A 25,438-nucleotide genomic window follows, 5' to 3' on the forward strand; every position below is an offset into this window, starting at 1 on the left:
GCGCCCAAACCCCTGCAAGGAGCGCTTATGTCAAAGGCGACAAAACGTTGGCGCGGCATCACCATCGCGGCAGTCGTGGTGACGGCGGGAAGCACGCTGGTCTCCCCCGCCGCCACCGCCGCGACCAACGCGAGCGTGTGGCTGACCACCGGTGACAAGTCGAACGCACTGACCAAACAGGCGGACGTGACGTTCGGCTCGGGTGGCACCGGGTCGACGATCACCGTGAACCCGAACTCCACCTACCAGTCGATGGTGGGCTTCGGCGCGTCGTTCACGGACGCGGCGGCGTGGAACATCTTCAACTCGCCGCGCCGCAACGAGATCATGAACAACCTGTTCGACAAGAACAACGGCATCGGCATGAGCTTCCTCCGCCAGCCGATCGGCTCGACCGACTTCTCCCGGAGCTTCTACACCTACGACGACGGCGCGGCGGACCCGTCGCTCTCGCGGTTCTCGATCGACCACGACCGGCCGTACGTCCTGCCGCTGCTGCAACAGGCCAAGCAGCTCAACCCGCAGCTCGCCGTGATGGCGACGCCGTGGAGCGCGCCGGCCTGGATGAAGAACAACAACAACCTCATCCGGGGGTCGCTCAACGACAGCCGCATCGGGGTCTACGCCGACTACCTCGTCAAGTTCGCCCAGGCGTACAAGGCAGCGGGCATCCCGATCGACTACCTGAGCGTGCAGAACGAGCCGCTCTTCGAACCGCCGGGCTACCCGGGCATGTACATGTCACCGCAGCAGCAGGTCAACGTCATCAACACCCTGGTGCCGAAGCTGCGCGCCGCCGGTGAGCAGGCCCGCCTGCTGGGCTACGACCACAACTGGGACAACGTCGACTACGCGCAGACCGTCAACAACGGTGCGGGCGGCAACGTGATCGGTTCCGCCTGGCACTGCTACGGCGGCGACCCCGGCCGGCAGTCGATCGTGAAGAACAACCAGCCCGGCAAGGACGTCTTCTTCACCGAGTGCTCCGGCACGAAGTCGGCCAGCGACGCGGCGACGTTCCGCGACACGTTGCGCTGGCAGGGCATCAACCTGGCGATCGGCGCCACGCGCAACCACGCGCGCAGCGTCGCCATCTGGAACATGGCGCTGGACCAGAACAACGGCCCGGTGATCGGCAGCTGCACCAACTGCACGGGCGTCGTCACGACCAGCGGCGGCAACGTCACGTACAACGCCGAGTACTACGTCCTCGGCCACCTGTCGAAGTTCGTGCAGCCCGGTGCCGTCCGCATCGACTCGACCGGCTACGGCGAGGGCGGCATCCAGAACGTCGCCTTCCGCAACCCGAACGGCCAGATCGTGCTCGTCGCGCTGAACTCGGGCGGCCAGCAGAACTTCCGCGTCTCCTACGGCGGCCAGACGTTCGGCTACACCTTGCCGGCCGGTGCGATGGCGACGTTCACCTGGCCCGGCACGCTCGACCCCGGCCAGCCCGGCGGGCGCACCGGCGCCATCACGGGCCTGGGCGGCAAGTGCCTCGACGTCACCGACGGCTCGACCGCGAACGGCACCCTGCCGCAGCTGTGGACGTGCTTCGGCGGCCCGAACCAGACGTGGACCCTGCAGGCGGACGGCACGGTGCGCGGCCTCGGCAAGTGCCTCGACGTCACCGGCAACGGAACGGCGGACGGCGCGGCGGTCCAGCTGTGGGACTGCTTCGGCGGACCCAACCAGAGGTGGACGGCCTCCGGCGGCACGCTGGTGAACGCGGGCAGCGGCAAGTGCCTGGACGTGATCGGCAACAACACGGCCGACGGCGCGAAGCTGCAGATCTGGTCCTGCACGGGCGGGGCCAACCAACGGTGGACCGTGCCCGCGTAGGTAGGGGAAGGCCGGTGCCCGAAGACGGCGGGCGCCGGCCTCTCACATCCCGGTGCTTGAGGCCGGGTGGCACGGGTAACCGCGAGACATGACTGATCCCGTCAACCCGGAAGCACCGCACTCGCCGGGCACCCCGAGCCTCGACGACCTCGACACCGAGGAGCCGGAGGTCACGCAGGAGACCACCGAGGACGCGAGCGAGCCGCCGGACTGAGTTCTCCGGGCTGCTCGCCGGCGCCTACGACACCGACCACGACTGGCAGGAGGAATGGCGATGAGCACGCCGGAACCCGACCGCGTGACGGCGGAGAGCGAACTCGAGGACGCCGACATCGGCAGCGAGCACACCAGGCCGACCTACGCAGACGAGAACCCCGGCGGGCCGCACCGGGGACGTGACGAGTCGGAGCCTCACGACGAGGGCGGCATGGACCAGCGGAGCCTTTAGGCGCGGGCCGGTACCACGGCCCGCCGGCCAGGCAGGAAGCCCCGAGCCGCGGTCAGCAGCGTCCGCGCCTCCATGAGCTCGCCGTATTCCAGGTGCTCATCGGCGGCCGCGACGTGCTCCAACGCCCGCGCGGGCACACCTGGGGAGTCGTTCACGGCTTTCGCCAGGCACTTCCGCGCCTGCTCGGCCTGGTCGGCGAGATCCCCTCCGGCCGTGGTGCGCAGGAGGACGAGGGCGTCGCAGATCGCCCGGTCGAATGCCTTGGTGTTCATGTGCTCCGCCTTGCAGACAGTCGGGGGTCAGGGGCGCGCCGACTGCTTGACGCGCCCCTGACTACCCGCGCTGCCCAACGGTCAAACGAGACTTTTCGGCCTTGGTCACGACAGAGCGGCGGCCCGCTGCACCGGAACGAAGGCGGCGAAGTCGCGGTTGCCCTGCTCCCGCACCTGTTCCTCGTGCAGCACGCGGTCCACCCAGCCGGCCACGACGGCGGGTGCCGGGCGCGGCTCACCACCGAACCGTGCCACCTCCACCAGCTCGCCCAGCCGGTCCTCGACCGCCACCGACCAGCCGCTCTGCTCGTTCCACACGAGCGCCACGTAGTGGTCGGGGAAGTCGCGCAGGCGCCCGTCCAGCGCCACGTACGCACTGACGCGCGGCGTCATCTCGACGCACGAGCTGTCGCCGCGGAGCCCCAGCTTGGAGACGACCTCGCGGACGTAGCGCTGCACGTCGCGCGCCACCGAGTCGTCGAAGTCGATGTCGAAGGGAAAGTCGAAGCCGAAGTCGATCGTCATGTCGCGGTCCATGCGAGCCGTGCCTCCGTCAGCTGTACACCCAGTTCTGCGCAGGTCGGATACCCGTGCGGGGTGTCGGCCAAACGCTTCTCAGGACGTTCGTACGGTGAGGCGCGGGGCCGATGGCCGGTTGTGGGCCGAACGGGTGATCTCACCTCTCGCATAACGTGCTCGTCATGGACGCGCTCACCTCGGCATCGCTCCTCGGACGGGACGACGAGATCCGTTGTCTCGCCGGGATGCTCACGGCTGCCCGGGACGGGCGCGGCGGCGCCCTGGTCCTGCGCGGCGAGGCGGGCATGGGCAAGAGCGCGTTGCTCGGCCACGTGCGGGAGTCGGCGGACGGGTTCCGGGTGCTGGAGGCGTCCGGATCGGAGTTCGAGACCGAGCTGCCGTTCGCGGCGCTGCACCAGTTGTGCGCTCCACTGGTGGATTCGCTGTCCGGGCAGCACCGGGAGGCGCTGGAGGTCGCGTTCGGGTTGGCGAGCGGGAAGCCGGACGTGCTGCGCATCGGCATGGCCACGCTGGAACTGCTCGGCGGCGGCGACCCGGTGCTGTGCCTGCTCGACGACGGGCACTGGCTGGACGAGGCCTCCGCGCAGGTCTTCGCGTTCCTCGGGCGGCGGCTGGCCTCCGAACCGGTCGTGCTCGTGTTCGCCGCGCGCCGGCCGTGGGCGCCGTCGCGGCTGGACGAGTTGCCCGGTCTGGAACTGCGAGGGCTGGCCGACGCCGAGGCCCGCGCGTTGCTGACGTCCGGACCGGTCGCGGTGGTGGACGACAAGGTGCGGGAACGGCTGCTCGCCGAGGCGCGCGGGAACCCCTTGGCGCTGCTGGAACTGCCCAAGGCGGGTGGGTTCGCGCTGCCGGACGTGGCCTCGGTGCCGAACCGGATCGAACGCGGCTTCCAGGAACGTGCCGGGCGGCTGCCGGCCGGCACGCGGCTGCTGCTGACCGTGGCCGGAGCCGAACCGACCGGTGAGCCGCAGCTGCTGTGGGCCGCGGCGGCCGAACTCGGCATCGACGTGGCGTCCGCCTGGGTCGAGGCCGAGGCGTCCGGGCTGGTCAGCATCTCGGCGCGGGTGCGGTTCTGCCACCCGCTCGCACGGTCGGCCGTCTACCTGGCGGCCTCGCCCGCGCAACGGCAGGCGGTGCACCTCGCACTGGCCTCCGCCACCGATCCGCGCACCGACCCGGACCGGCGGGTGTGGCACCGCGCGCAGGCCGGCACCGGGCCGGACGACTCGCTGGCGGCGGAGCTGGAGCGGTCCGCCGACCGCGCCCGTTCGCGCGGTGGGGTGGCTGCCGCGGCGGCGTTCCTGGAGCGCGCGGCGGCGTTGTCGCTCTCGGCCGACCTGCGGACCGGGCGCACCTTGGCCGCGGCCGAGGCCAAGCTCGACGCGGGTGCGGTGGACGTGGCGGCCGAGCTGCTTACGACCTTCCCCGCGGATGACCCGCGAGCGGACCTGCTGCGCGGGCGGATCGCCTTCGTGCGCGACAAGTCGAACAACGGGCCGTCGTTCGTGCTGAACGCGGCTCGGCGGATGACCGGTGCCGCCGCTCGTGACGGTGTGCTGGACGCGCTGGAGATCGCGCTCGCGTTCGGGCGGCCCAGCGGCGTGATGGACGCCGTGGTGCGGGAGGCCCGCGGGCTTGGTCGTGGCTCGGATGCGTTGGAGGCGTTGGTGCTTCTCGCGGACGAGGGACACGGGGCCGCCGTTCCGTTGCTGCGGCGGTTGTTCTCCGGCGACGACCTGGCGTGGACCCGGCACCCCGCGCTGGCGACGGTCCTCGCGGGTGAGCTGTGGGACACCGAGGTGCACTCGTCGGTGACCGGCTGGCTGGTGAAGACCGGGCAGCAGAACGGATCGCCGTTCGTGCTGCGGCTCGGGCTCGCCCAGCTGGCGATCGGGGCGGTGATCACCGGCGAGTTCGGCGAGGCCGTGTCCGCCATCGCGGAGGAAGAGGCGATCGCCGATGCCCTCGGGCTGCCGCCGCTGCGCTATCAGCGGCTGCACCTGGCGGCGTTCCGCGGGCAGGAGCAGGAGGTGCTGGCCGAGATCGAGCACTCGCTGCGGGAGGCCACCCGGCGGGAAGGGTGCCTGATCGCGAACACGCACTGGGCGTCCGCCGTGCTGCACAACGGTCTCGGCGACTACCCGGTGGCGCTGGCCGCCGCCCGTGAGGCGGTCGCACCCGGCGATCTCTACCTGGCCGGGATGGCGTTGCCCGAGCTGATCGAGGCGGCGGTGCGGTGCGGCGAGACCGCTGTGGCCGCGGAAGCGCTGGAGGACCTCGTTTCCCGCACCTCGCCCTGTGAGACCTCGTGGGCCGCCGGTGTCGCGGCGTACTCGCAGGCTCTCGTCACGGGCGAGGAGGAGTCATTCGTGAAGGCGTTGCGGCAGCTGGGATCGAGTGCGGCCCGGCCTCATCTCGCCCGGGCCCACCTGGTCTACGGCGAGTGGTTGCGTCGCGCCGGCCGCCGCGTCGACGCCCGCACACAGCTGCGCACCGCGCACGATCTGTTGTCCTCGATCGGGATGGAGGCCTTCGCAGCCCGCGCGGCGGTGGAACTGCGGGCCACCGGGGAGGTCGCGCGCAGCCGTTCCGCCCAGGCCACCGACGAGCTGACCATGCAGGAGACGCACATCGCGCGGCTGGTGGCGACCGGGGCCACGTCCAAGGAGGTCGCCGCGCGGCTGTTCCTGAGCCCCCGCACGGTCGATGCCCACCTGCGCAACATCTTCCGCAAGGTGGGCATCAACTCGCGCCGTCAGCTCAAGGACGTCTTCAGCTCGGCGTGATCCCGAGCTGCTGAGCCGCCCAGAGGCCGTCCGCGTTGAGCCAGTACTCGGCGATCCTGCCGTTGTCGACGCGCAGGATGTCCGTGCCGTGGAACGAGACCGCGCCGGCCTCGGCGAACCAGCGCAGCACGTGGAACGGCTCCTGCGAGATCGGCCCCACCTCGACGGTGAACTTCAGCCCCGGCATGGTCTGGTGGGAGCCGCGCACCCACTCGACGAGCCCTTCGCGTCCGGTGTGGTCCTGTGAGGGCCCGCCGGTCAGCGGGGCGACGTGCCAGACGAAGTCCTCGTGGACGATGTCCTCGGCTCGGGCGAGGTCGCCGTTCCAGAAGTCGAGCCAGGCCTGCGTGAGGTCGCTCATCACTTGTCTCCGTGCTAGCCGGGGGCAGCGCTGCCCGTGTACTCGCCGAGGTCGGACACGAGCTGCGTGAGCTCGGGGTCGCTGTCGTACCGCTTCTGGTGCAGGGCGGCGATCTTCGCGCCGATCTCGGGGTCCTCGTCGTCAGTGATGTCGAACGAGGCGAACTTGTCCACGAGCGGCAGGCCGACGCGGTCGGTGTTGCGGTGCGCCGGGTGGACCAGGTACTCCCAGTACCCGTCGAGGTCCTCGATGACGAACGTGGCGCCCCACTCGTACTCGCCACCGAAGTCGCGACCGACGACGAAGGACTTGACGGACGGGATGACGCGTCCCTGGTTGCGCAGGCTCTCCAGTGCCTCCTCGACCTGCTCGGGCGAGGCGTCCTCGCGCAGCGTGAAGCGGTTGCCGTGGTAGATCATCGGTTCTTCTCCTTGTTCCCCAGGGCGAGGACCGCCCCTGCGACGGTGGTGACGACCCCGGTCCAGCCGAACGCGGCGGCGATGCCGGTCGCGTGGACGAGGGGTGCGATGACGAGCGGTGACAGGAACTGGCCGAGGAAGACGCCGGCGACCAGTCCACTCAGGACACGGCCACGCTGGGCCGGTTCGGCCATGTTCGCGAGGCCCACGTTGAGGTTCGGGACCACCAGCCCCACGCCGAACCCGCCGATCAGCAGTCCGGCGGCGACCGGCACGACCCCGTTGGCCGCACCGATGACGATCCACCCGGCGCCCAGCAGCGCGACGCTGATGGCGGTGATCTTCGTGGTGGTGAGTCTCGGGAAGACCAGGGCGCCCGCGACGCTGGTCAGGGTGCTGCCCGCGATGACGAACCCGATCGTGGCGGGACCGGCGTCCAGGTCGCGCAGCAGGAACGGCAGCTGCGTCGGGGCCATGTAGAACACCAGGGTCGCGACCAGGGCCAGCAGGTAGATCCCGATGGCCTTCCTCGGGAACGCCTGGGCTCCCGTGGCCTGCCGGTGGGTGCGTCGTTCGGCGGTGAGGCCGGTCGCCGCGGCCAGTGCGATCAGCGCGGCGACGCTGTAGAGCCAGAACGGCAACCGCCAGTCGACGCCCGCCAGCACGCCGGCCAGCGGCAGGAAGACGACCCCGCCCAGGCTCGCCGCGGCCTGCTGGAAGCCGAGGAACCTGCCGCGTTCCGGACCCTCGAACCAGTCGGTGATCAGGGCGCTGACGGCGGTCATGATGCCGCCCACCGCCAGGCCCAGCAGGGTTCTGGTGGCCAGCAGGACCGGCAGGCTGGTCACGAAGTACCCGGCCGTGCCCGCCACCGCGTAGAGGACGAGGCCGGCGGTGAGCAGCGGTTTGCGGCCCGTGCGGTCGGCCACCAGGCCCGCCAGCGGCGCGCTCACCGCGATGGCCAGCGAGGTGGTGGTCAGGGCCAGGCGGACCAGGACCCCCTCGCCGTACACCTCGCCCATCGCGGGCAGGCTCGGGGCGATGATCGCCGCGGCCATGATCGTGAGAGTGGCGGAGGCCAGGACCACCGCCCGGGCCGTTCGCGTTGGCGCAGTTCGTGTTGTCACGCTCCAAGGTTCGCGCCGGAGCGGGGTCGTTCGCGTCGGTGGTCGTTACGTAGATCGCGTAGGTAGGTGACGACCACCTTGCGGAAGCGACCGCGCTCGACCAGTCGGGCCAGCACGCGTTCGACATCGACCGGCAGGCGTTGCCGCTGATCCAGGACCTGCACCGGCAGGACGCGCACGGCCCGCAGTACGCCCAGGTGGTGCTGAACTTCTGGAACCGCCTGGTGGGCCGCGGTGATCACGCCAACGCGCTGGAGGGCTACCGCATCGCGACGCGCGTGCTGTACGCGCTGGTCGAGCGGTTCCCGTCCGCCTACGCGGCCGAGTGCGCCACCGCCACCGCGGCGATGGCCAGGTCCTTCGCCGTCCTGGACCGGTGGAGCGAGGCCGAGAACGCCATCCGGGGCACGATCACGCTGCACCGCGGCTGCGTTCGCGAATCACAGCCGTGGGTGATCCCCGAGCTGCTACCTGACGCTCAGCGAGCCGACCGCTCCAACTCCGCCGGACTGAGCGGCAGAGGCGGCTCGGCGTCGGCGGCATCCACTTCGGAGATCACCCAGCCCGGTTCGTCCTGCCACCGCCCCAGCAGTTCGGACGGCACCCAGCCGGAGGCCTGCGAGGTCTCCTCGACACCGCCGGTGAGACGCAGCAACGCGACTCGGCCCTCCTCGGCGCGGATCTCGACGAAGCGGGGCTCCGCCGAGGCGATCCTGCGCGTGACACGGGTGAGGCCGGACCTGGTGAGCGGCAGGGTGATCAGCGTGCGCGGCTTGCTCGTGCGCAGCCACTGGCCGTCGCGCAGGAACATCTCCCACTGCTCGGAGCCGTCAGCGGGGACGCGGAGGAGCGAGTACGCCTTGTCGGGGTTCGTGACGTCGTGCAGGCGCCGGAAGACGGCGAAGTGGAAGTGGCCGTCGATCGGCCGGGCGGCGCGGCGGGCGTTGCGGACGCGCAGGCGTGCGCCGAGGGCGGCGCGCTCGGCACCGGTGAGCGGCAGGGAGAACTCGTGCCGGCGCTGGAGCTTCGGCACGACGTCGTAGGCCGAGTCGAGGTCGAGGACGTCGGTCAGCCGGTGGAAGACCGCGTACCCGGCCGTCTCCTGCACCCGCGCGGTCCGCCGGCGGATGGTGAGGCGCGCCATCGTCTCGACGACGCTCGCCATGGACGTCCGCACGGCGGTCATGCGCGGCTCGCGGGTGGCCTGGGCGAGCAGTCTTGAGGGCTGCGGCTCCGGCTCACCGGTGAACGCGAGCTCACCGTGCTCGCCGTCCGGGTCGTCCACCACCTTCGTGACGGCGGCGACCGGCAGGCCGTCCACGAGGACGACGTGGTGGGAGCAGCCCCGGTCCCACTGCGCGTCGACGAGCCGCTTGACGTACGCGGCCTCGGTGAGGCTCAGCGCGACGTACTCCTCGTGCACGTCGAGGCCGGAGTCGATGCGGTGGAGCTTGTCGCTGGGCTCCCACGTCTCGTGCCCGGCGTACTCCTCCTCGACCTGGCCCTCCGGCCGGCGGATCAACCGGTCCACAGTGGTCAGGTCGAGCACGTCCGAGGTCTGCTTGAACGACCCGTAGTACCTGTAGTCGGTCAGCTCCGACTCGTGCGTCCGCGCGCGGATCGTCTTGACCATCTCGACCAGGAACTCGTTGGCGTGGCCGGCGTTCACGTCGCGGGCCTGCCAGTCCGGTTCGGACGGAACGCGGCTCAGCAGGTCCGACGGCTCCCAGCGCAGGTCGTGCGTGAAGGACTCCTCGGCCTCACCGGTCAGCCGCACGACGGCGAGCGGAAGCCGTTGCCCGTCACCGTGAACGACGACGTACCGCACGTCCGGACCTTCTTCGCTGGCGCTGTTGTCCCCCATGTCCGGGACACTCTACCGCTGGAACATCGTGCGCACGGCCACGGTGGCCCACGCGAGCACCAGCGCGCCGTACAACACCACGGCGACTCCGGAGAACATCGCCGACGGCACCCGGACCGCGAGCGCACTCGTGCCGGTCACCAGCGTGCCGAGCGGGAACACGAAACTCCACCACGTCAACGCGAACGGCAGCCCGCGCCGCGCGGTCCGCACGGTGACGGCCGCCGCGAGCGCGACCCACAGCAGGGCGAAGCCCCACGTGATCGTGCCGTACAACACGCCGAACGCGACCTGGCCCGGCAGCACGTGGACGCCCGAGAGCAGGTTCGCCGCGGTGATCGACTGGCCCAGCGGCCCGAGCACGATCCACAGCGTCGGCACGGTCGAGGCCGCGCCCAGGCCGTGCTGCACCAGCCGCTGCCAGATCTGCGGCACGATCACCATCGTCGCGAACAGGCTGACGCCGAACAACGCGTAGCAGCCGAGCACCATGGCCTGCCGCGACGACCCTTCCGGCAGGTGCTGCGCCAGCAGGGCGCCGGAGGCGGCGGACACCATCGGCGGCACCACGGGCATCAGCCAGCCGGCGAACGCGCGTTCGCCGCTGCCGATCATCCGCAACGGCACCAGCACCGACGTGGCCAGTCCGAGCAGCGTGCCGATCGTCCACAGTGTCCAGTCGACGGCCAGCGCCGCGGGCAGCCCGATCCAGTCCGTCCCGAGCAGCAGCGCTCCTGTGCCGACGGTCATCAACGCCATCGGCGGCGCGCCCCAGAACTGGGCCATCACGGGGTCGGCGAGCTGCGCGCGCACCGTCCTCCACGTCCAGCGCCGCAGGGCTGCGGCCACGAGGAACGCCAGCAGCGCGGCGTCCAGCGCCCACACGTACGTGGCGGCGGTGTGCAGGCCGGGCATCGAGGCACCGGCCGTGGCGACGATCCCCGTCCCCATCACGGACGCGAAGAGGTTCGGGCCGAAAGGCGCCGCTCGTCGCACCTCTGGGGCACGGTGTGGTCGAGGTGCGAGAGCGGTCACGACATGACAATCCTCGCGCAGGACCTGCCTCGGTAGACACCAATAGCCGATGTGGACATAGGCTGCCCCTATGCCTCTCCCGCCCAGGGTCACCGACCTCACCAGCTTCGACCTCCTGCTGAGCGTCGCCGAGCTGGGCAGCATCGGCCGGGCGGCCAAGGCGCACGGCATGTCCCAGCCCAGCGCCAGCGAGCGGCTCAGGACCCTCGAGGCCCGCGTCGGCGTGACGTTGCTGGAACGCACCTCGCGCGGCGCGCGGCTCACCACGGCCGGTCAGCTGGTGGCCGGCTGGGCGGCGCAGGTGATCGTCCGGGCGGCGGACCTCGACGCCGGCATCACCAGCCTGCGCGCGGACCGGCAGAGCCACCTCAGGATCGCCGCGAGCCTCACCGTGGCCGAGTACCTGCTGCCCGCGTGGCTGATCGCGCTGCGGTCCGTCAGCCCCGGCACGGCGACCGTGCTGTCGGCGGGCAACTCGGTGCACGTCGCCGAGCAGGTCCTGGCCGGGAAGGCCGACCTGGGGTTCGTCGAGAGCACCGACGTGCCGGCGGGTCTGGCCAGCCGCGTCGTCGCCACGGACGAGCTCGTCCTCGTCGTCGCACCCGCCCACCCCTGGGCCAGACGCCGCCGGGTCGCCGCCGCGAAGGCCGCCGCGACGCCGATGGTCAGCAGGGAGTCCGGGTCGGGCACGCGGCAGGCCTGGGAGCACGCCCTGGGCATCGCGGGCATCGGCGAGTTCGCGGCGCCGTTGCTGGAGATGTCGTCGACCACGGCGATCAAGGCGGCCGCGATCGGCGGCATCGGCCCGGCCGTGCTCAGCCTCCACACCGTGGCCACGGACATCGCCGCCCGCACGCTCGTCCGCGTCGAGGTCGGCGAGGTGGACCTGCACCGCGACTTGAGGGCGGTCTGGCCGTCCGGCCGGACACCCCGGGGCCCCGCCTCCGACCTGTTGACCATCGCGACGCGTACTCTCACCCACCGTGCCGACCGGCGGTAGCAAACAGGTTCGCGCCGCGCGCAAGCGCAAGAAGCGCATGGCTCGCGTCGTCCACGACCTCACCGATGCGCAGTGGGACGCCCTCAAGACGTCGTGGGGCGGTTGCGCGTACTGCACGGCTCCGGCCGGTTCGCTGCAGAAGGACTGCGTGCAGGCCATCTCGCGCGGCGGCCGCTACACGCTCGGCAACGTCGTGCCCGCGTGCGGGTCGTGCAACGCCAGCAAGTGCAACGCCGAGGTGACGGGCTGGCTGCGGCGCAAGAAGCTCGACGAGCGCACGTTCCTGGTGCGCCACTACGAGATCTCGAACGAGCTGACCGCCCGCTTCGTCATCCCACCAGACGCCGGCGCCAGTCCAGAGGAGTGATCGTGATGGACCGGCCGGGGTCGCGGTCCCACCTGGTCTGAAGGCCTGCCGCCTCCAGCGCCGCCACGACCTCGTCGCCGATGGCCGTGGTGGTGTCCGCCGTTCCGTCGAACCCGCCGTACAGCAGCGTCAGCCCGTTCCCGGCCGCGGCGGAATCCGTGCACTGGCTGTGGAAGTAGACGAAGCCGCGCGCACCCGGCGCACTCTCGCCGCCGATCTCGTCCTGACCGCAGTTGCGGCAGCACGTGAAGTTCTCGCGGGCCGTGATGCCGGTCTGCTCCAGCGCGGCGAACGCGCGGGTGAGGCGTTCGGGATCGGTCTCGCCCCGCCACGTGGCCTGCTGCGCGACCCGTTCCAGCCACAGCCGGTCGACCAGCGCCGCCGCCTGCTCACGCGACACGGGCCGGCGGTCCTCGGTGACCAGGTACTCCTCCGCCAGCTCGGTGAGCTGGGCGCGGGTGGAATAGCCGCCGGTCAGCGCCTCGCGGACGCGTTCCTCCAGCTGCGCGCGGGCGTCGTCGGCGAGGTCGAGCGGCGGTACCTCGGGCGCGGGCGGCAGACCCAGCAACGACCACGTGAGACCGCTGTCCCACCCGGCGTCCTGGCGCGCCCAGCCGATGAGCGCCGTGATCGTGCCGTCGAGTCCGGCCGCCGCCGTGAAGTGCCGGTCGGCTCCGCCGTCGCGGTGCTCGACCGAGTAGTCGCCGCCGGTCTCGTGCCAGACCTGGGCGAAGACGCCGGGCAGGTCGGGCACCCGCTGGACGACCAGGAACCGGTCGCCCTCACCACCGATGCGCCGCACCAGTGCGGCCAGCGCCTCGGCGGACACGCGCACGTGCCGCTCGCCGTTCTCGGTCTCCACCTTGATCTCGAGCATGCGGAGACTCTAATAGCGGCCCAGGCCCTGTTCTAAGCCGAGTTGCGAATGGCGTTGTACCCCTTGTAGAGCGCGTCCCACGCCTTCTTGCAGCGGGCGTTGAGCTGCCCGTCCTCACTCACACCACCGGCCGCGAACCACGGCTCGCACGGCACGATCTCGGTCAGCTGGCGACGCACCTCGCTGATCGCGGCCTGGCCGGCGGGCGGCAGCTTGGCGGACTGCTTCTCGACCTCGTCGATCACCCCCGTCACGTCCGGCATGACGTGGTTGCAGTTGTCGGCGGGCGCGACGGGTTCGCCGCGCAGCCGGGCGGCGCAGTCCGTGAGCAGGACGCCGATCGCGTCGAGCCGGGGCTGCAGGTCCGGCAGCGGCGAGCCGGTGGCCGAGGTCACGGCCGGGGTGATCGTGGGCAGGGACGACGTGCCGGTGCCGCACCCGATCAGGAGGAAAGCCAGCGCAATGGCGGAGTAGCGCATGCCGAGCAGAGTAGCGAGACGACGAGGCCGTCAGAGCCGGGGAGGCTCTGGCGGCCCTGCGTTCACCCGATCAGGTTCATGCGCGGATGTAGGACTTCACGCCGTCCGGGAAGCCGAGCGCGGTGGTGTCGGCGACGTCGTCGCTCACGACGACGGACTTGCCCTTGCAGCCCGGCTCGGACCAGATCTTCACGGCGCCGTCCGGGGAGAGCGACTTGAAGCCACCGCGGAGGTCGGCGCACTGGGCTGCAACCTTGACGCCGGTCGCGAAGTTGTCGCCGCTGAAGTCGTCGAAGTTCTTGCCGGTGAAGAAGGTCACCGAGTTCGCGGGCTTGGCGCCGGGAGCCGGCGGGGCGGGCTGGGTGGCGGGAGCCTCGGCGGGGGCGACGGCGCGCTTGCCCTCGGGGTTGATCACGAACCACTTGTTGCCGACGTTCTGGCCCTTGATGTCACCAGGCTTCTCGTCCTTGTTGAACAGGTAGACCGGGCGACCGCCGATCGTCACCTGGACCGCGCCGTCCTGGCGCTTGACGAAGCCGATGTTCTCCCGCTCGATGCCGGGGAAGAAGAGCTTGGTGCCCTTGGTGACCGTGATCGGCGCCCACGTCTTCGCGCAGTCACCGTTGCAGTTGGACACTCCGCCCTTCACCGGGTCGTCGCTGAACCAGTAGACCGTGAGTCCCTTCCCGTTGACGACGGCGGGCTCCAGACCGCCGGCGTTGGCGACGCGCAGTTCGACCCACTTCTGCTTCACCTCAGGAGAAGCGGCGGCCGGAGCACGGTCACCGGTGTTCTGGTCGGCCTTGTTGGAGTTCGCCGATCCGCGGAGGAAGTCCACACCGGACTCATCGGCGGAAGCCTGCTGCGCCTCCTGGGCCGGTTCCGTTGCGGGAACGGCAGATCCGGATTGCGCGACACCCTGACCGCAGGCCGTCAGAGCGACGACACCGACCGCGAAAAGGGCAGCAACGAACCCGACTTGCTTGCGACGCATTGTTTTTCTCATTCCTGAGTGGACTTTCGCCAACCTGTTCATCCGCATTCACGTACGGCTTCCCCGAAAGGTTCAACCGGGTTCGAGGTGAGAGCGCGATCACAGTCGCCGCGGAGCTCACCCGGTACCGTTGGAGGCGTGAACATCAGCCTGAGCAGCGACTTCGCGGACGCGGTGCCGGAGATGGCGGTCTCCTGGGAGGCCGTCCCGGTCGCCGAACCGGAACTCCTGGCACTCAACGGGCCGCTCGCGGCGGAACTGGGACTCGATCCTGCCTGGCTGCGCGCCGACGGCCTGCCCTTCCTCGTGAGCGGCAAGGGCGTCGCACAGGCCTATGCGGGTCACCAGTTCGGCGGTTACTCCCCCAGGCTCGGCGACGGCCGCGCGCTCCTGCTCGGTGAACTGACCGACGCCGAGGGCCGTCTCCGCGACCTGCACCTGAAGGGCTCCGGCCGCACCCCGTTCGCCCGCGGCGGCGACGGGCTGGCCGCGGTCGGCCCGATGCTGCGGGAGTACCTCGTCAGCGAGGCCATGCACGCCCTGGGCATCCCGACGACCCGAGCGCTGGCCGTCGTGTCCACCGGCAACGTCGTGCAGCGCGAGGAACCGCTGGCGGGCGCCGTCCTGGCCAGGGTCGCCGCCTCCCACCTGCGCGTCGGCAGCTTCCAGTACGCCCGCAACACCGGCGACCTGGAACTGCTGCGCCGCCTCGCCGACCACGCGATCGCCCGCCACCACCCCGGCAGCACGTACCTGGAGCTCTTCTCGCACGTCGTCGCCGCCCAGGCGTCCCTGGTCGCCCGGTGGATGCTCGTCGGCTTCATCCACGGCGTGATGAACACCGACAACATGACGATCTCCGGCGAGACGATCGATTATGGCCCGTGCGCGTTCATGGAGGCCTACGACCCGACGACGAAGTACAGCTCCATCGACCACCGCGGCCGCTACGCGTACGGCAACCAGCCGATCATCGCCGAGTGGAACCTCGCCCGCCTCGCCGAAGCCCTCCTGCCGCTGTTCGCCGACGACGAGGACGAGGCCGTCTCGCTCGCCCTCGCGGCGCTGCGGACGTTCGACGCGCACTTCGAGGAGGCCTGGACCAGCGGCATGCGGGCGAAGCTCGGCGTGTCCGGTGACGTCAAGCCCCTGCTCGAGGACCTGCTCGCGCTGATGCACGAGAACCACGTCGACTTCACGTCGTTCTTCCACCTGCTCGGCAAGGCGGCCAGGGGTGACGCGGAGCCCGCCCGTTCCCTGTTCCTGGACCTCGCGGCCATCGACGCGTGGCTCGCGCGCTGGCGGGAGCTCGGCCCGGACGGCGAGGCGATGGACCGCGTCAACCCCGTCTACGTGCCGCGCAACCACCTCGTGGAGGAGGCGCTGGCGGCCGGGGCGGCCGGGGACATGGGCCCGTTCGACCGTTTGCTGAAAGCGGTTACCTCCCCGTTCGGCGAACGGCCCGGCCTGGAATACTTCGCGGCCCCTGCGCCGCAGGACTTCAGTGCCACCTACCGGACCTACTGCGGGACTTGATGAAGCTGCAGCCGATCGGCCACGTCGAATCGCCCCTCACCGACCGCTCCGCCGCGCCCAGGCAGGCGGACGAGGGGGCGCCGGAGGCCTTGCTCGTGTTCGCGCCCGAGTACGCACGGGCGATGCGGGAACTGGAAGCGGGCCAGGAGGTCCTCGTCCTCACCTGGCTCGACCGCGCCGACAGGTCGGTGCTGGCGGTGCACCCCCGCGACGACCTGGACCGGCCGGAGACCGGCGTGTTCGCCACGCGGTCGCCGGACCGGCCGAACCCCATCGGCCTGCACCACGTCCGGATCACGGCGGTGGACGGCCTAGGGGTGCGGGTCGCGCACCTGGAGGCCATCGACGGCACGCCGATCATCGACGTCAAGCCGGTGCTGGGCTCGGAACGCTGACCTACTGGGGGTCGCGCGGGCACCCGCCGTCCTGCTCGAGCCCCGGCACCAGGTCGTCGCGGAACGGCAGCTCGCCGCACAGCAACCGCGGCGTCGAGGTCGTGTCGGTGTTGCCCTGCAACACCAGCACGGCCTTGTTCGACGGCAGCCTCGTGCTCGCCCCGAACCCGATCGTGCCGGTGGAGCCCTGGATGGCGTTGTCCGGCCGGATGCTCCCGATCCCGGCCAGCAGTCCCTCCCTCACCCGTGCGCCGGGGTCCGTCCGCCGCACCTGCCGGACCCCTTCCGCCAGCACCTGCATCGCGTCGTAGGCCGCGGCCGAACGCCCGTCCCCCAGCGTCTGGCAGGTCTTGCGGAACACGTCGAGGTAGTTCTTGTAGAACGGCACCTTCGCGCAGTCGGTCCACGCGGCGGGGCTCGCGAACGACAGGTAGTCCAGCCGCACGTTGGGGAACTGCGCCATGGTGCCCTCGAGGATGAACCGCGTCGACGAGTCGCTCGCGATCACCGGCGGCGTGCCTCCCTGGCACCTGCTGTTCATCCCGCGCAGGAACTCCGCCAGGTACTGGGCCCGGCCGGCGTAGAAGACCGCGTAGCCGGGCCTGCCCGGAGCCGGGCAGGCGCCCTGGCCGAGGCTGGCCGGCGCCAGGCCCTCGTCGTCGTTCGCGACCCGGTACGACTTGTACTGGCTGACCGTGATCCCTCGCTCGGCGAAGGAGAGCCGGGCGTCCTCGGCCAGGTTCTGGCTGTACCTGTCGCCGGGGTCGCCGGAGAAGAAGATCGCCACGTCCGTCACGTTCAGGCGGCTCCGCGCGTAGTAGGCGGCGACCTTCGCCTCGCGCAGGTTGTTGGGCCCGACCTGGTAGTAGTACTCGTTGACGCTCGCCATGTCGTCGGCGGACGTCAGCGTGCCGATGATCGGCAAAGCGTTGCTGCCCAGCCGTTTCACCGCGGACTTCGCGGTGTCGGTGCTGATCGACAACCCGGTCACCGCGACCACGCTGCGGTCGCGGGCGGCCAGTTCGATGATCTTGTCCGCAGCGACGTCACCGGACGCCAGGCCGCGCCCGCCCGGTCCTTCGCCGCCGTTGGCGAGCAGCACCTCGATGGGCACGTCGCTGTTCTTCTGCGCCACCCACACGCCGCGCAGTTCCTCCACCAGGGCGTGGAAGCTGTTGGCGGTGCTGGGGGTCAACACGCTGAGGAACACGATGGTGATCGCGTCCGGTCGCTGCGCCGCCCTGCGGTTCTCGGCCGTGATCCGGCCGTAGACGTCCTCCAGCGCGGGCCGGATGTCGGCCGGTGTCCAGTCGGGGACGAAGTGCCGCAACGGATCGGCCGACACCCCGATGCACTCCTCGCCGATCCGTTCCAGCGGTGAGCGCGGCGACGGCGACCACCACTCGTCGCACCGGGCGTGGTTGAGGAACGGCACGGCCACGAGCGATCCGGCCAGCACCAGCAGCACGAGCGGCGCGACGAGGGCTCTGCGCAGGCGCAGCGGCGGGAACTCGGAGAGAGCACCGACGATGCCGCGCGCCGGCTCGGTGGCATCGGTGTCCAGCGCCAGCACCCCGTTGCGCGACCGGGACAGGCGGCGGAGCCAGTCGTGATGACCCGCGAGCGCGTCCGCGGCGTGCGTCGCCGGAACGTCGGCCGATTCCTCAGCCACGATCACGAGCAGGGGATCCGGGCTGCTCAACGGGTTGACGTCGTACGACTGCTCGCTCTCGCCGGCGCCGCGAGCGCGGCAGATCGAGTCCACCAGCCACTGCCCCGCGCAGTCGCCGTTGTGGTTGTCGAGCAACAGCCACGGGTGCCCGGTCCGCCGGCGGCCGGTCCCGCGCACCGTCCAGCGCCGGTGCGAGCGCCGCAGGTCCTCCAGCAGAGCGCGCACCAGCAAGTCGTCGACGTCGTCCTTCACGTTCTCCGCCAAGCGGTCCTTCACGAAGGCCCGCGCGAGCCGGTAGAGACCGTGGTACGACCGCTTGTTCAGCGACTGCTCGCCCACCCACTTCGCCGGGCGCCACAGCAACGCCGTCAGTGCCAGGCCGATGCGCGGCATCACCCCGATGAGCAGCCCGACCCACCAGGGGAAGTTCTGCACGAGGTGCTGCGTCCCGTCCTGCGTCACCCGCGTGCGCCGGTGCACGTGGGCCCGGAACTCCCGCGCGATCTCCCGTTCCTCCTCGTCCGCCTCGACTCCCGCGGGCAACGTCAGGTCGAGCAACCACATGACGAGCGCGAACCGCGGGAACCGCAACCGGGCCACGCCCCGCACCTCGCTCGCGAGCTGCGAGACCACCTCGTCGAGCAGCTTTCGCCGGGACTCCACCGCGCCGTTGACGAGCGCGAACGGCACCCTGCGCCCACGCGCGCCGGCGGGCCGGTTCGCCAAGGCCTCGAGCGGTTTCGACGCACCCGGCGGCCGGCGCAGGGAGACGATCGGCAGCGGCACGTCACGAGACGGCCAGCGCGGGCGGCTGGAAAGTCGGTCCAGCAGCCGCAGCAGCTCGATGGCACCGCCGAACTGGAGACCGCGGGTCTGCTCGGAACCCAGGAACCACCCCTGTGACGTGATCTTGGACAGCGCCATCTTCCCCGCCCCCGTTCCGCTGGCCCCAAACGGAACCTGGTCGGATTGTCGATCAGGACGACCTCCGCATTAGCGGGAACGCGCTGATTCGAAGCGGTCGGGAATGCGGTGAGAAGGTTTGGCCGGCGGGTACCCCTCGGTCATGAGCCAACCAGTTCCGCCTGCGGAGCCCGTGCCGACCACGCCGGGCCCGGACCAGCCGCGTCCCACCGGACCCGGCCAGCCCCAGCCGCCCGGACCGGACCCGGATCCCTTGCGCCCGCCTGGGCCGGATCCGGACCCGCTGCCGCCGGAACCGAGGCCGATTTAGAGGTTTGAGCGACCAAGATCCGGGTAATGGCGGGGTGGCACTGCCGGAACCCACTCTGGAGCACGCCATGCTCAGTCGAGAGGAACACCAGCGGCTCATCGACATGGAGGGCCGCTTCCGGGTCTCCGACCCGGACCTGGCCCGCGCGCTGAGCGAAGGCCCTCAATCGCAGAGGAACCTGCGCCAGCGCGCGGCCGCCTTGCTGGCCGCCGTGTCGTTCAGGAAGCGACCGGGATCGATCGGCTGACGGTCGCGTTCGGCGGCGCCTCCGCCCGGTTCCAGCGCATCCGGGACCACGGCAGGTCCATGTCGCCCAGCGAACTGATCTGCCGTGGCCGCAAGTCCTCCGGCGCCGGCGCCTCCGCGTGCCGGGAGTAGGCCGCGTCGACGTAGCGGTGGCCGGTGTCCGGAGCGAGCACGACGACGTGCCGGTCCGGGTCCAGCCGCTGTTCCCACCGGGCCGCCAGGTACGCCGCCCCCGCCGACAGGCCGGCGAAGATCGCGTGTTCGCGCAGCAGGGCGACGCTGCCGGACAGCGCGGCGTCGAAGCCGAGCCAGTGCACCGTGTCGTAGAGCGTGTGGTCGACGTTGCCGAACGGGATCGAGCTGCCGATCCCGGCGATGATGATCTCCGGGTCGTGCACGTGCTCGCTGCCGAACGTGACGCTGTCGAACGGTTGCACGCCTACGAGCTCCACCTCGGGCGCGGTCTCGCGCAGGAACGTCGTCAGGGCGCCCGTCGACGCACCCGTGCCCACGCCGCCCACGACGGACAGCCTGGAGCAGTCGGCGTGGGAACGGATGAGGTCGGCGATCGGCCGGTAGCCGCGGTAGTGGACGTCGTCGTGGTACTGGCGCATCCAGTGGTGCCGCGGGTGGTCGCGCAGGATCTCCCGCACCCGTGCCACCCGGCGGCTCTGGTCGAGCTTGAGGCTCGGCGACGGCGGCATGGGTTCCACGGTGGCGCCGAGGATCTCCAGCTGCGTGCGCAACGTCAGGTCCACCGTCGTGGACGCGACGATGTGGCAGTGCAGGCCGTGGCGGTGGCAGGCCAGCGCCAGGGCGTGCGCGTAGATGCCGCTGGAGCTGTCGACCAGCGTGTCCCCGCGCGCGATGGTGCCGCGTTCGAGGAGGTGGCGGACGGCTTCGAGGGCCGAGGCGACCTTCATCGTCTCGAAGCGCAGGCAGAGGGTGCGGGAGTCGAGGCGTACCAGGGCGGGACGGCTGAGCGCGTCGGCGATGTGGTGGTCCACGTCTTCTCTCATGTTCGGGCTCGGTAGCGGTACAGCGCGGTCTCGTCGGCGCTGAACTGCGAGAACGGGAACGGCTCCGCGGACAGCGCCGTCACGCCCTCGCCGAGGAAGTGGCGGGCGACCGCGCTCGCGGTCTGGGCGTAGACGATCAGCGGGATCTCCCGCGAACGGCACGAGCGCAGGATCTCGTCGAACGTGCCGTTGCCGATCGTCATGCCCGTCGCCACGACGGCGTCCGCGACCCCGAGGACGTCCCGCATGTCCGGTGTCACCGGGTCGCCCCACTGCGTCGTGCGCAACGAGAGGTCGCACGGCAGGCACTCGGCGCCGCGTTCGCGGATCGCGGCCACCAGCGGGTTCACCACGCCGATCAACGCGACCTTGGCGCCCGGCGGCACGTCGAGCAGACCGGCCACGGCGGCGTCGCGGGCACGCGCCCGTTCCTCCGGCGTGCCGGAGGGCAGCAGGACCCGCTCGGCGTCCGAGGTCCGATGTGGACGGACGCTGCCGAGGTAGGCGTCGAGCGCCGCGACCCGCACCGGAGCCGGTGCTCCGGTCAGCAGCGTCGCGACCGGAGCGCCCGAGTAGTTCGCGCACACCGCCGGGTCGGCGTCGCCTTCGGCGAACGCGCACGCGCCGAACGCCGTTCCGACACGGGCCAGCACGTACTGGTTGCGGTAGGTGGTGTCGCCACCGGCCAGCCGGGTGCCGTGGTGCACCCAGAACACGCTGGTGGCCGCCACCTCCGCGGGATCGGGACCGTGCCGGCCCTCCAGCACCTCGGCTATCAGATCATCCACAGTGGACATTTGCTTCCCCCTCTCAGCGGACCGGCTCGCGATACCCGACGGCCAGGTGGCCCAGGCTGTCGCGCCCGATCTCGGCTTCCACGTCGAACACCTCGCGCAGCAACGGCGCGGTCAGCACGTCGGCGGCGGCGCCGTCCGCGACGACCGTGCCGCCGTGCATCAGGACCAGCCGGTCGCAGTAGCGAGCGGCCAGCGCGAGGTCGTGCAGTGCAACGACAACGGTTTGCGGTGTGCCGCCCACGAGCTCCATCAGTTCGAGCTGGTGGCGCACGTCCAGGTGGTTCGTCGGCTCGTCCAGCAGCAGCCCGGCCGTGCGTTGCGCCAGTGCCCGGGCCAGATGGGTGCGCTGCCGTTCACCACCGGACAGCTGCTTCCACGGCCGGTCGGCCAGCGCCGTCAGGTCCAGCCGCTGCAACGCGGCGGCGACGATCTCGTGGTCGGCGGGATCGGGGCCACGCCAGCGCGACCGGTGCGCGGTCCGGCCGAGCATGGCCACCTCGGACACCCGCAGATCGCTGTCGGTGTCGGCCGTCTGCTCGACGAACGCCATCCTGCGCGCCCGTTCACGGGCGGGCCACGACGCGATCTCCACGCCGTCGTACCGCACCACCCCGGCCGTCGGCGTGCGCAGACCTGCCACGCACCGCAGCAGCGACGACTTCCCGGACCCGTTCGGCCCGATCAGCCCGACCGTCTCCCCCGGCTCGACCGCCAGCGTCACGTCCCTGACGATGGTCTTGCCCGGCACACCCCAGCTCAGGTTCTCCACCTCGATCCTCACAGCTCACCCCGCTTGCGCAGGACCAGCAGGAAGAGCGGCACGCCGACCAGCGCGGTGAACACGCCCACCGGCACCTCGAGCGGCGAGAACACCACTCGGGTGAGCGCGTCCGTCCAGACCAGGAACACCGCGCCCACCACCGCCGACAACGGCAGGAGCTTGCGGTGCAACGGCCCCACGAGGAAGCGGACACCGTGCGGCACGATCAGCCCGACGAACCCGACCGCGCCCACTGCGGCCACCGCGACCGCGGTCAGCACGGACGTCGTCACCAGCAGCACGGCGCGTGTCGTGCGGACGTCGACGCCGAGCGAGGACGCGGTGTCCGTGCCGAACGCGAACCCGTCCAGCGCGGCCGAACACAGCCACACCACGAGCAGGCCCGCCGCGAGGACGGCCGCGCACACCGCGACGGACGTCCACCGGGCCGACGCGAGCGAACCCAGCAGCCAGTTGGTGACGGCGCGGATGCTGTCGGCGTCACCGGACGACAGCAGGATCAACGACGTGAGCGCCGCGAACAGCTGACCCACGACCACACCGGTCAGCACGATCCGCGAAGAGTCCAGGCCGGTGCGCCTGAGCAGCAGCATCAGCAGCCCGAACGCCACCAGTGCGCCGACCAACGCGCCGCCGGTCACCCCGAGCTGCGATCCCGCGAACCCCAGCACCACCACGACCACGGCGCCGGTCGAGGCGCCTGACGACACCCCGAGCAGGTACGGATCGGCCAGCGAGTTCCGCGTGACGCTCTGCAGCACCGCGCCGCACACCGCCAGCGCCGCCCCGACGAGCGCCGCGAGCAGGACCCGCGGCAGCCTCAGGTCCCAGATCAGCGAGTCGAGCAGGCGCGGCAACGGGAGCACCGGCAGCCCGAGGCGTCCGCCCGCGGCCCGGCCGATCTCGGCCCAGCTCGCACCCACCCCGATCCGCACGGCGAGCACCATCGACACCACGAGGACGACCAGGCTCAGCACGACGACGAGCGTGTTCTTCTTGCGTCGCAGGGGTTTCGGGGTCTTGAGGACGACACGATCGAGAACAGCCGCCTCAGCCACGGCCGGCGATCTCGTCGAGCTTCGCTCCGAAAACCTTGAGCGCGTCGACCGTGCGCACGGACGGGTCCATCTCGATGCCCGGCAGCTCGATCACCTTGTTCTCCCGCAACGCCTTGAGCTGTGAGACGGCCGGGTGTTCGCGCATCATCGCGAGCTTCTCGGCGGCCTTGTCGCCGGGGTTGCCGCGTTCGGACAGGTCACCGACGACGACCACGTCGGGGTCGCGACGGGCGACCTCCTCCCAGGACACCTCCGGCCACTCCTGGGCCATGTCGTCGAACACGTTGACCGCACCGGCGATCTTGCTCATCTGGCTGGGCATGCTGTCCCGGCCCGCCACGTACGGGACGCCCTTGAACACCGAGTAGACCCAGACGACCTTGACGGGATCCCGTTTGACGGCCTGGACTTCGGCGACGGCCGCGCGCTGGTCGGCGGCCAGCTGGTTCGCCCTGTCCTGGATGCCGAAGATCCTGCCGAAGTTCTCGTAGTCGCGGAACAGCCGGTCGAACGGCGCGGTCGTGCCGTCCGGGCAGTTCACCGCGCTCACGAACGTCGGCACGCCCAGGGTTTCCAGCTCGTCGCGCGTGCCGGCGCGGTCAGCGGTGAAGAGCTCCTTGAACGACGCCACCACCACGTCCGGGTTCGCCGCTCTCAACGGCTCCGAGGTGAGGACCTTGGGCGAGAGCACCGGGATCTTCGCGTAGGCGTCCGCGAACCTGGGCGCCACCTTGGTCTTGACGTTGGCGGTACCGGCCATGCGGTCCTGCAGTCCCAGCGCCAGCAACGTCTCCGTGGAGTTCTGGTCCAGCGTCACCACCCGTTGCGGCGTGCCGGCGAACGAGAGCTGCTTGCCGCAGCTGTCCACCACCACCGACTGCGCCGCCGGCGCCTGGACGCCTCCCGGTGTGGCGCAGCCCGCGGCGAGCACCGCGACCAGAGCCAGGCCGAATCGGCCGGGGTGAGACATCGGATCCTCCAGAAGTTCACTCGAACGGTGTGCGTTACTGTAACGACAATCATTTTCATTGCAACCCTGCCGGAAGGTCGACAGCGTGGTCCACGACACAGCGCGCAGCCCGTCGGTGCTGCGCAGCACCACATTTCTCCGCCTCTGGACCGCGACGACGGCATCCGGCATCGCGACCTGGGCACTGCCGTTCGTGCTGGGCCTGGCAGTGCTCTCCCGGTCGATCACGGCCGTGGAACTGGGTGTCCTGCTCGCCGCGCGCACGGCGGGCTTCCTCGCCGCCGTCCCGGTGAGCGGGGTCCTGGCCGACCGCTACGCCCGCCGCCGGGTGGTCCTGTGGTCCGGCCTCGTGTCGGCTCTCGCGGCACCTGTGCTCGCTGCCTTCGTGGGCGGTTCGCTGGTGGTGGCGGCGGTCGCGGCGGCGGCGATGGGAGCGGGCCAGGGCGCGTGCAGGCCGGCGTTCCAGGCGCTGACCGCCGAGGTGGTCGAGGGCGACCAGCGCCAGCGGGCCAACGCCGCGATGACGTTGTCCGTGCGGGTCACCACGCTGGTGGCGCCGGGACTAACCGCGTTGCTCGCCCTGGTGCTGAACACGCAGGTGCTGCTGCTCGGCATCGGCGCGCTGTGGCTCGTCGCCGCCCTGGTTCCGCCCGCGGGCACCGGGATCACGGCACCGGGCAGTGGTTCCGGCTTCGTGGCGGACTTCTGGGAGGGCGTGCGCGAAGCCCGCCGCCACCCGTGGTTCCTGGCGGGGCTCGGCGCGCTGACCGCCGTGATCGCCACCGGCTACTCGGCGACCGGCGTGGTGCTCCCGCTGGTCAGCCGCGACCGCTACGACACCGAGGCCGTGCTCGCCGGAGCACTCACGGCGTACACGCTCGGCGCACTGGCGGGCGCTCTCCTCATCGCACGCTGGCGGCCGCGCCATGCGGGCTGGACCGCGCTGTTCGGCCTGGCGCTGTACGGGTTCGCGCCGCTGAGCCTGCTGCTGCCGGTGCACCCGTTCGTCGTGATCGCCGCCTACGTCGTCGCGGGACTGGGCATCGAGCTGTTCAACGTGCCGTGGTTCACCGCGACGCAGCGCGAGGTCGAGCCCTCGAAGCTGGCCCGCGTGTCCTCTTTGGACTTCCTGATGTCCTACGGCCTCGCGCCCGTCGGCCTGGCGCTCATCGCACCGGCGATCTCGTCGTTCGGCGCCCCGGTCGTGCTGGCCGCCTGCGCGGTGATCTGCTTCGCGGCACCGGCACTGGCCGCGCTGGTTCCGTCGTCCCGCGACTTCGGGCCGCGCCGATGACGGTGCCGTGCCTGCAGGTCCTGGC

At 71.1% G+C, this 25,438-nt stretch carries 27 protein-coding genes; 10 read left to right on the forward strand and 17 right to left on the reverse strand.

Translation table 11 applies throughout. The annotated features are described in order from the left end of the window. Positions 1-27 precede the first annotated feature (27 nt). From DFR72_RS43410 to DFR72_RS46115, 3 genes are all read left to right on the forward strand, one after another. A complete protein-coding gene (locus DFR72_RS43410) occupies positions 28-1,842 on the forward strand; it encodes a ricin-type beta-trefoil lectin domain protein (RefSeq protein ID WP_090073610.1) in 1,815 nt (604 codons plus the stop codon). An 88-nt stretch (positions 1,843-1,930) separates the two neighbouring features. Continuing rightward, the gene (locus tag DFR72_RS47645) at positions 1,931-2,056 is read left to right on the forward strand and encodes a hypothetical protein (protein ID WP_256240858.1); all 126 of its coding nucleotides are present in this window, start codon (positions 1,931-1,933) and stop codon (positions 2,054-2,056) included. A 60-nt stretch (positions 2,057-2,116) separates the two neighbouring features. Next, the gene (locus DFR72_RS46115) at positions 2,117-2,290 is read left to right on the forward strand and encodes a hypothetical protein (protein WP_170176673.1); all 174 of its coding nucleotides are present in this window, start codon (positions 2,117-2,119) and stop codon (positions 2,288-2,290) included. On the opposite strand, the gene DFR72_RS43420 is transcribed toward DFR72_RS46115, so the two are convergent. Next, positions 2,287-2,562 carry a hypothetical protein gene (locus DFR72_RS43420; RefSeq protein ID WP_090073606.1) on the reverse strand — a complete coding sequence of 92 codons (276 nt, stop codon included), beginning with the start codon at positions 2,560-2,562 and terminating at the stop codon, positions 2,287-2,289. The genes DFR72_RS46115 and DFR72_RS43420 overlap by 4 nt on opposite strands. A 105-nt stretch (positions 2,563-2,667) precedes the next feature. Then, a complete protein-coding gene (locus DFR72_RS43425; RefSeq protein ID WP_143087008.1) occupies positions 2,668-3,087 on the reverse strand; it encodes a DUF6292 family protein in 420 nt (139 codons plus the stop codon). A 176-nt stretch (positions 3,088-3,263) separates the two neighbouring features. Here DFR72_RS43425 and DFR72_RS43430 point away from each other — a divergent pair, with 176 nt between their 5' ends. Then, complete coding sequence (locus DFR72_RS43430) at positions 3,264-5,888, forward strand: AAA family ATPase (RefSeq protein ID WP_090073796.1); 2,625 nt, start codon at positions 3,264-3,266, stop codon at positions 5,886-5,888. On the opposite strand, the gene DFR72_RS43435 is transcribed toward DFR72_RS43430, so the two are convergent. The 6 genes from DFR72_RS43435 to DFR72_RS43460 all read right to left on the reverse strand — a co-directional run bounded on the left by DFR72_RS43435 (position 5,875) and on the right by DFR72_RS43460 (position 10,655). Then, entirely contained in the window at positions 5,875-6,249 is a 375-nt protein-coding gene (locus DFR72_RS43435; protein WP_090073601.1) for an ester cyclase, read from the reverse strand. The two genes, DFR72_RS43430 and DFR72_RS43435, sit on opposite strands and share 14 nt — an antisense overlap. Positions 6,250-6,263: 14 nt before the next feature. Further along, positions 6,264-6,668, reverse strand: coding sequence for a Dabb family protein (locus tag DFR72_RS43440; RefSeq protein ID WP_090073599.1), 405 nt, complete (start codon positions 6,666-6,668; stop codon positions 6,264-6,266). Then, positions 6,665-7,795 carry an MFS transporter gene (locus tag DFR72_RS43445; protein WP_090073597.1) on the reverse strand — a complete coding sequence of 377 codons (1,131 nt, stop codon included), beginning with the start codon at positions 7,793-7,795 and terminating at the stop codon, positions 6,665-6,667. Before DFR72_RS43445 ends, DFR72_RS43440 begins: the two co-directional genes overlap by 4 nt. Continuing rightward, positions 7,792-8,037 carry a hypothetical protein gene (locus DFR72_RS43450; RefSeq protein WP_090073595.1) on the reverse strand — a complete coding sequence of 82 codons (246 nt, stop codon included), beginning with the start codon at positions 8,035-8,037 and terminating at the stop codon, positions 7,792-7,794. The genes DFR72_RS43445 and DFR72_RS43450 overlap by 4 nt, the downstream gene beginning before the upstream one ends. Before the next feature lie 236 nt (positions 8,038-8,273). After that, positions 8,274-9,659, reverse strand: coding sequence for a hypothetical protein (locus DFR72_RS43455; protein WP_090073592.1), 1,386 nt, complete (start codon positions 9,657-9,659; stop codon positions 8,274-8,276). A 12-nt stretch (positions 9,660-9,671) separates the two neighbouring features. Next, entirely contained in the window at positions 9,672-10,655 is a 984-nt protein-coding gene (locus tag DFR72_RS43460) for a TDT family transporter (protein ID WP_245984007.1), read from the reverse strand. A 109-nt stretch (positions 10,656-10,764) separates the two neighbouring features. Between DFR72_RS43460 and DFR72_RS43465 the strand changes: the two genes are divergently transcribed. Both DFR72_RS43465 and DFR72_RS43470 read left to right on the forward strand, forming a co-directional pair. Next, positions 10,765-11,694: a LysR family transcriptional regulator gene (locus DFR72_RS43465; RefSeq protein ID WP_090073587.1), complete on the forward strand. Its 930-nt coding sequence runs from the start codon at positions 10,765-10,767 to the stop codon at positions 11,692-11,694. Then, positions 11,678-12,061: an HNH endonuclease gene (locus DFR72_RS43470; protein ID WP_211335770.1), complete on the forward strand. Its 384-nt coding sequence runs from the start codon at positions 11,678-11,680 to the stop codon at positions 12,059-12,061. Before DFR72_RS43465 ends, DFR72_RS43470 begins: the two co-directional genes overlap by 17 nt. On the opposite strand, the gene DFR72_RS43475 is transcribed toward DFR72_RS43470, so the two are convergent. The 3 genes from DFR72_RS43475 to DFR72_RS43485 form a co-directional block, all read right to left on the reverse strand. After that, the gene (locus DFR72_RS43475) at positions 12,024-12,938 is read right to left on the reverse strand and encodes a DUF6891 domain-containing protein (protein ID WP_090073585.1); all 915 of its coding nucleotides are present in this window, start codon (positions 12,936-12,938) and stop codon (positions 12,024-12,026) included. The genes DFR72_RS43470 and DFR72_RS43475 overlap by 38 nt on opposite strands. A gap of 32 nt (positions 12,939-12,970) precedes the next feature. Then, positions 12,971-13,417 (reverse strand): hypothetical protein, encoded by a 447-nt coding sequence (locus DFR72_RS43480; RefSeq protein ID WP_090073583.1) that lies wholly within the window; start codon positions 13,415-13,417, stop codon positions 12,971-12,973. 76 nt (positions 13,418-13,493) lie between these two features. Further along, positions 13,494-14,411, reverse strand: a complete 918-nt coding sequence (locus DFR72_RS43485; protein ID WP_090073581.1) for a COG4315 family predicted lipoprotein — start codon at positions 14,409-14,411, stop codon at positions 13,494-13,496. Positions 14,412-14,549: 138 nt separating this feature from the next. Here DFR72_RS43485 and DFR72_RS43490 point away from each other — a divergent pair, with 138 nt between their 5' ends. Further along, positions 14,550-15,947, forward strand: a complete 1,398-nt coding sequence (locus DFR72_RS43490; RefSeq protein ID WP_245984010.1) for a protein adenylyltransferase SelO — start codon at positions 14,550-14,552, stop codon at positions 15,945-15,947. Continuing rightward, positions 15,947-16,342 carry a tRNA (N6-threonylcarbamoyladenosine(37)-N6)-methyltransferase TrmO gene (gene tsaA / locus DFR72_RS43495; RefSeq protein ID WP_090073579.1) on the forward strand — a complete coding sequence of 132 codons (396 nt, stop codon included), beginning with the start codon at positions 15,947-15,949 and terminating at the stop codon, positions 16,340-16,342. Before DFR72_RS43490 ends, tsaA begins: the two co-directional genes overlap by 1 nt. A gap of 1 nt (position 16,343) precedes the next feature. Here tsaA and DFR72_RS43500 read toward each other — a convergent pair whose 3' ends face one another. Further along, entirely contained in the window at positions 16,344-18,938 is a 2,595-nt protein-coding gene (locus DFR72_RS43500; protein WP_090073578.1) for an ABC transporter substrate-binding protein, read from the reverse strand. Positions 18,939-19,315: 377 nt separating this feature from the next. Between DFR72_RS43500 and DFR72_RS43505 the strand changes: the two genes are divergently transcribed. After that, complete coding sequence (locus DFR72_RS43505) at positions 19,316-19,495, forward strand: DUF3040 domain-containing protein (protein WP_143087007.1); 180 nt, start codon at positions 19,316-19,318, stop codon at positions 19,493-19,495. On the opposite strand, the gene DFR72_RS43510 is transcribed toward DFR72_RS43505, so the two are convergent. Genes DFR72_RS43510 through DFR72_RS43530 form a run of 5 tightly spaced genes read right to left on the reverse strand, consistent with a single transcriptional unit; the run spans position 19,467 to position 24,119 of the window. Beyond that, the gene (locus DFR72_RS43510; protein WP_245984013.1) at positions 19,467-20,513 is read right to left on the reverse strand and encodes a pyridoxal-phosphate dependent enzyme; all 1,047 of its coding nucleotides are present in this window, start codon (positions 20,511-20,513) and stop codon (positions 19,467-19,469) included. The genes DFR72_RS43505 and DFR72_RS43510 overlap by 29 nt on opposite strands. Next, positions 20,510-21,310 carry a Rossmann-like domain-containing protein gene (locus tag DFR72_RS43515; RefSeq protein ID WP_090073568.1) on the reverse strand — a complete coding sequence of 267 codons (801 nt, stop codon included), beginning with the start codon at positions 21,308-21,310 and terminating at the stop codon, positions 20,510-20,512. Before DFR72_RS43515 ends, DFR72_RS43510 begins: the two co-directional genes overlap by 4 nt. A 13-nt stretch (positions 21,311-21,323) precedes the next feature. Continuing rightward, positions 21,324-22,091 (reverse strand): ABC transporter ATP-binding protein, encoded by a 768-nt coding sequence (locus DFR72_RS43520; RefSeq protein ID WP_090073565.1) that lies wholly within the window; start codon positions 22,089-22,091, stop codon positions 21,324-21,326. After that, positions 22,088-23,149: a FecCD family ABC transporter permease gene (locus tag DFR72_RS43525; RefSeq protein WP_245984016.1), complete on the reverse strand. Its 1,062-nt coding sequence runs from the start codon at positions 23,147-23,149 to the stop codon at positions 22,088-22,090. The genes DFR72_RS43520 and DFR72_RS43525 overlap by 4 nt, the downstream gene beginning before the upstream one ends. Then, positions 23,142-24,119: an ABC transporter substrate-binding protein gene (locus DFR72_RS43530; RefSeq protein WP_090073563.1), complete on the reverse strand. Its 978-nt coding sequence runs from the start codon at positions 24,117-24,119 to the stop codon at positions 23,142-23,144. Before DFR72_RS43530 ends, DFR72_RS43525 begins: the two co-directional genes overlap by 8 nt. Positions 24,120-24,234: 115 nt before the next feature. On the opposite strand from DFR72_RS43530, the gene DFR72_RS43535 reads away from it, so the two are divergent. Continuing rightward, positions 24,235-25,413: an MFS transporter gene (locus tag DFR72_RS43535; RefSeq protein WP_090073786.1), complete on the forward strand. Its 1,179-nt coding sequence runs from the start codon at positions 24,235-24,237 to the stop codon at positions 25,411-25,413. Positions 25,414-25,438: the final 25 nt, after the last annotated feature.

The sequence above is a fragment of the Lentzea flaviverrucosa genome (genome assembly GCF_003350445.1).
Classification (GTDB): Bacteria; Actinomycetota; Actinomycetes; order Mycobacteriales; family Pseudonocardiaceae; genus Lentzea; species Lentzea californiensis.